The following is a 5,231-nucleotide window of genomic DNA, read 5'->3' as shown; positions in this document are numbered from 1 at the left end:
CGGGTCGTGGTGGTGCTCGCGGTGGGTGACCGGGACGGGGCCGACGACCCGTCCCGCCGCACCTGGGACCAGGTGCGCGCCGGGACCGGGCTGACGCCGACCGGACCGGCGGTCCACGGGGTCGAGCTGTGGTCGGACCCGGCATGAGCGGGTCGGCGGGCGCCGTGACGGTCGCCGTCGTCGGGCCCACCGCGACCGGCAAGTCCGACCTGGGTGTGGCCCTGGCCGAGCGCCTGGACGGTGAGGTCGTGAACGCGGACGCCATGCAGCTCTACCGCGGCATGGACGTCGGTACCGCCAAGATCTCCCCGGCCGAGCGCCGCGACGTGCCGCACCACCAGCTGGACGTCCTCGACGTGACCGAGGACGCCTCCGTGGCCGCCTACCAGCGGCACGCCCGCGCCGACGTCACCGCCGTGGCCGCCCGCGACAGGCGAGCGGTCGTGGTGGGTGGCTCGGGCCTGTACGTCCGCGCCCTGCTGGACCACATGGAGTTCCACCCGACCGACCCGGTGCTGCGGGCCCGCCTCGAGGCCCGCGCCCAGGAGCAGGGCCCGGGCCTGCTCCACGACGAGCTCGCGCAGCACGACCCCCACGCCGCCCACCGGATCGGCCGCACCAACACCCGACGTCTGGTCCGGGCCCTGGAGGTCGTGCTCCTCACCGGCGGGCCCTACACCCCCGCGCTGCCCGAGCACCGCTACGTGACGCCCACCCTGCAGATCGGGCTCGACTGCGACCGCCGGGCCCTGGATGCCCGCATCGAGGCGCGCGTGGCACGCATGTGGGCCGACGGCCTGGTCGAGGAGGTCCGCGCCCTGGCCGGGCCCGACCTGCAGGGCATGGGTCGCACGGCGGCACGCGCCGTGGGCTACGCCGAGGTCCTGGCCGTGCTCCGCGGGGAGCGCGACGAGGCCACCGCCCGCAGCGACGTGGTGACCGGGACGCGGCGCCTGGCCCGCAAGCAGATGGGCTGGTTCGGTCGCGACCCCCGGGTCCACTGGCTCGACGCCCAGGCCCCGGACCTCCTGGAGCAGGCACTCACCCTGGTCGCGCGCGCCGACCGCGGGCAGGCACCCGACCCCGGCCAGCGTCGCCGTACCCTCGGGTCATGACCACCAGCCTCGACGGGCCCACCGCCGGACCGTCCGGCCCGACGCTCCGCGTGACCAAGGGCCACGGGACCGAGAACGACTTCGTCCTCCTCGCCGACCCCGACGGCGCCCTCGACCTGGACGCACCTTTGGTGCGGGCCCTCGCCGACCGCCGGGCGGGCCTGGGCGGTGACGGGGTGATCCGTCTGGTGCGCAGCACCCAGCTGCCCCAGGGGCGTGCCGCCCTGGAGCGGGACGGCTCCGCGGAGTGGTTCATGGACTACCGCAACGGTGACGGGTCCGTGGCAGAGATGTGCGGCAACGGCGTGCGCGTGGCCGCGCGCTTCGCCGAGGACCTCGGTGTCTGGGACGGCCGGGGATCCTTCGCGCTCGCGACCCGCGCAGGTGTGCGGCACGTGCGCAAGGTCGACCCACCGCGGGGGTGCTCGGGGGAGTGGTACGCCGTCGACATGGGGCCCTGGCGGGTCGTGGGCGGACCCGCGGCGCTCGAGCGGGGCGGCGACGTGGAGGTGCGCGTGGCAGGGCTGCCGGTGGCGCGGCCCGGCCTGAGCGTGGACGTGGGCAACCCGCACACCGTCGTCGTGGTCGCCGACGAGGCGACGTTGGCGGGCATCGACCTGACCGGCACCCCACGGGTCGACCCCGAACCCCCGTCGGGCACCAACGTCGAGCTCGTCGTCCCGCTGGGGGAGGCGCCAGGGGAGTCCGGGCCGGTGGGTCGGGTCCGCATGCGCGTGCACGAGCGTGGCGTGGGCGAGACCCGCTCGTGCGGGACGGGCGCGTGCGCAGCGGCCATGGCGGTGGCGGCGTGGGCGGGTCCCTCGGCGCCCTCGACCTGGTTGGTGGACGTACCCGGCGGGACCGTCCGGGTGAGGTCCCTGGAGCGCGGCCGGGTGGAGCTCGCGGGCCCGGCGGTGCTGGTCGCCCGGGCCGAGGTCGACCTGACGGCCCTCAGGGGTGCGTGACCTGCAGCACCCGGAAGCCCTTCGCGCTGGCCACGCGGGTCACCGGCATGCCCAGGTCCTGCTCCATCCACCGGTGCAGGGAGTCCGCGCCCAGGTTGCGCTGGACCACCAGGTGGGCGGCACCGTCGGGCGCGAGCCGCGGCAGCCACCGGCGCAGCAGGGCGTGCAGGGCGGGTTTGCCGATGCGGATCGGCGGGTTGGACCAGATCGCGGTGAGCGGCACGTCGGGGACCTGGTCGGGGCCGACGGCGTGCAGACCGACCAGGTTCAGGTCCGCGGCGGTGCCGGCCAGCAGGTCCAGGGCCCGGGAGTTGACGTCGACGGCCCACACGGTCGCCTCCGGTGCCTGGAGCGCCATCGTCAGGGCGATCGGGCCCCAGCCGCACCCCAGGTCGAGCAGGTCGCCCGCGGTGGGCGCCGGCGGGACCTCGCGGAGCAGGATCTCGGTGCCCAGGTCCAGCCGGCCCGGTGAGAAGATGCCCGGCGCGGTGCGCACCGGGACGTCCCGGTGCGCCAACCGGACGTGCAGGGTGCGGCGCTCGTCGGCTGAGGCCGGGTGAGCCGTGAAGTAGTGGTCGGGTCCGTGCACCCGGTCACCGTACCCAGGGGCGCGCCGGACAAAGGCCTCGCGTCCCGTGGTGGCGCGTGCCACCCTTGACGCAGGACGGAAGGAACCGATGACCGAACCCACTGATCAGCAACGTGCCCGTGAGCTCGCCGACAGCGTCGTCGCCCGGGTGCTGGCCCGTGCGGGCACCGCGCTCGACGAGGGCACCACCCAGGTGCGCGACACCGACGGGGACCAGCTCGACCGGGAGGAGCGCGCCGCGCTGCGCCGGGTCGGCGGGCTGTCGACCGAGCTCCAGGACGTCACCGAGGTCGAGTACCGCGAGCTGAGGCTCGAGAAGGTGGTCCTGGCCGGCCTGTGGTCCGGCGGTGCCGTCGAGGAGGCGGAGGTGTCGCTGCGGGAGCTGGCGGCCCTCGCCGAGACCGCGGGGTCCACGGTCCTGGACGGTGTGCTGCAGCGTCGGGCGACACCCGACCCCGGCACCTACCTGGGGTCGGGCAAGGCCGCCGAGCTCGCCGAGATCGTCGCGGCCACCGGCGCCGACACGGTGGTGGTGGACGCCGACCTCGCGCCGTCCCAGCGACGCGGCCTGGAGGACATCGTCCGCGTCAAGGTGATCGACCGGACCGCGCTGATCCTGGACATCTTCGCCCAGCACGCCAAGTCCCGGGAGGGCAAGGCCCAGGTCGAGCTCGCCCAGCTCGAGTACCTGCTGCCGCGCCTGCGCGGGTGGGGTGAGTCGATGTCGCGGCAGGCCGGTGGTCGGGTCGCGGCCGGCGCCGGGATCGGCTCCCGTGGGCCGGGTGAGACCAAGATCGAGCTCGACCGTCGGCGCATCCGCACCCGGATGGCCAAGCTGCGCCGCGAGATCGCGGCGATGAAGCCGGCGCGCGCGACGCAGCGTGCGGCCCGTCGGCGCGGCCACGTCCCCGCGGTCGCGATCGTCGGGTACACCAACGCCGGCAAGTCCAGCCTCCTCAACCGGCTCACCGGTGCGGGGGTCCTGGTCGAGAACGCACTCTTCGCGACCCTGGACCCGACGGTGCGCCGGGCGACCACCCCGGACGGCCGCCAGTACACGATCGCCGACACCGTCGGGTTCGTGCGGTCCCTGCCGACCCAGCTCGTGGAGGCGTTCCGCTCGACGCTGGAGGAGGTCGGGGAGTCCGACCTGCTGCTGCACGTGGTGGACGCCTCCCACGCCGATCCCGAGGGGCAGATCGCGGCCGTCCGGTCGGTCCTGGCCGAGATCGAGGGTGTGGAGGACGTGCCGGAGCTGGTGGTCCTGAACAAGGCCGACAAGGCCGACCCGGACACCCTGGCCCGCCTGCGCCGACGCGAGCCGCGGACGGTGGTCGTCTCCGCGCACACCGGTGCCGGGCTGGACGAGCTCCTGGCCAGGGTGGCCGACGAGCTGCCGCGGCCCTCGGTCCAGGTGAGCGTCGTGGTCCCGTACCAGCGGGGCGACCTGGTGAACAGGGTGCACCTGGAGGGCGAGATCGACAGCGAGGAGCACACCGGGCAGGGCACCCGGTTGCAGGCGCGCGTGGACCCCGAGCTCGCCGCGGAGCTGCAGGAGGTCGCGGTGCGGGAGTGAGCGCGGTCCCTGGTCCGCTCCGGGCCGGCGGAGGACCTACGCTTCGCGGGTGGCCACCGCAGTCGAGCTCCTCGCCCGTGCCGTCGCGTCGTTGGGCGGCGCGCCGCGACCCGGCCAGCAGCAGATGGTCGAGGCGGTGTCCGCGGCGCTCATGAGCCGCGAGCACCTGCTGGTGCAGGCGGGCACGGGGACCGGCAAGTCGCTGGGCTACCTCGTCCCCGCCGCCCGGCACGCCGTGCTCCACGACGAGCGCGTGGTCGTCTCGACCGCCACTCTCGCGCTGCAGCGGCAGGTCCTGACCCGTGACCTGCCGCTGGTCGTGGAGGCCGTGGCCGGGCAGCTCCCCCGACGCCCGGAGATCGCGCTGCTCAAGGGGTGGCACAACTACGTGTGCCTGAACAAGGTCGAGGGCGGCTACCCGCAGGAGGAGGCGACCTTGTTCGCGGCGGGTGACGCCGCGGACCACCCGGACGGGGGCGCTGCAGCCGGCGGCCTCGGCGCCGAGGTGGTGCGCCTTCGTGAGTGGGCGGCCGAGACCAGCACGGGGGACCGGGACGACCTGGTTCCCGGGGTGGGGGACCGCGCGTGGCGCCAGGTCTCGGTCACCGCGATGGAGTGCATGGGGCCCACCTGCCCGTTGATCGAGGACTGCTTCCCCGACCGCGCCCGTGCCCGGGCCCGGGAGGCGGACGTGGTCGTCACGAACCACGCCATGCTGGGCATCGCCGCCGGGGGCAGCCCGGGCGTGCTGCCCGAGCACCAGGTGCTGGTGGTGGACGAGGCCCACGAGCTGACCGACCGGGTCACGGCCCAGGCCACCGCCGAGCTGTCCGGGCCGGTCGTGGAGCAGGCGGCCCGGTTGGCGCGTCGGCACGGCGGGGTTGCGACCGATGACCTGGACCGTGCCGGGCAGGAGCTCGCCGCGGTGCTGGTCGCGACCCCGGAGGGCCGGTTCGCGGACGGGCTCCCCGGGCACGTGGCCACCG

General features: G+C 75.3%; 5 protein-coding genes. 4 read left to right on the top strand and 1 reads right to left on the bottom strand.

Annotated elements, in window-relative coordinates; all coding sequences use genetic code 11:
* The first annotated feature begins 143 nt into the window (after positions 1-143).
* A complete protein-coding gene (gene miaA, locus N869_RS12690) occupies positions 144-1,115 on the top strand; it encodes a tRNA (adenosine(37)-N6)-dimethylallyltransferase MiaA (protein ID WP_035062237.1) in 972 nt (323 codons plus the stop codon).
* A complete protein-coding gene (gene dapF, locus N869_RS12685) occupies positions 1,112-2,080 on the top strand; it encodes a diaminopimelate epimerase (RefSeq protein ID WP_035062236.1) in 969 nt (322 codons plus the stop codon). The genes miaA and dapF overlap by 4 nt, the downstream gene beginning before the upstream one ends.
* On the opposite strand, the gene N869_RS12680 is transcribed toward dapF, so the two are convergent.
* A complete protein-coding gene (locus N869_RS12680; RefSeq protein ID WP_035062235.1) occupies positions 2,067-2,669 on the bottom strand; it encodes a class I SAM-dependent methyltransferase in 603 nt (200 codons plus the stop codon). The two genes, dapF and N869_RS12680, sit on opposite strands and share 14 nt — an antisense overlap.
* Before the next feature lie 88 nt (positions 2,670-2,757).
* Here N869_RS12680 and hflX point away from each other — a divergent pair, with 88 nt between their 5' ends.
* Complete coding sequence (gene hflX / locus N869_RS12675) at positions 2,758-4,245, top strand: GTPase HflX (RefSeq protein WP_035062234.1); 1,488 nt, start codon at positions 2,758-2,760, stop codon at positions 4,243-4,245.
* A gap of 49 nt (positions 4,246-4,294) precedes the next feature.
* Positions 4,295-5,231 (top strand): ATP-dependent DNA helicase (locus N869_RS12670; RefSeq protein ID WP_035062233.1); only part of this gene is annotated, 937 nt, incomplete at its 3' end.

Origin of the sequence: Cellulomonas bogoriensis 69B4 = DSM 16987 (assembly GCF_000767165.1) — a bacterium.
Classification (GTDB): domain Bacteria; phylum Actinomycetota; class Actinomycetes; order Actinomycetales; family Cellulomonadaceae; genus Actinotalea; species Actinotalea bogoriensis.
The sequence above is the reverse complement of the archived record's forward strand: the minus strand, read 5'-3'. Positions and strand labels throughout refer to the sequence as shown.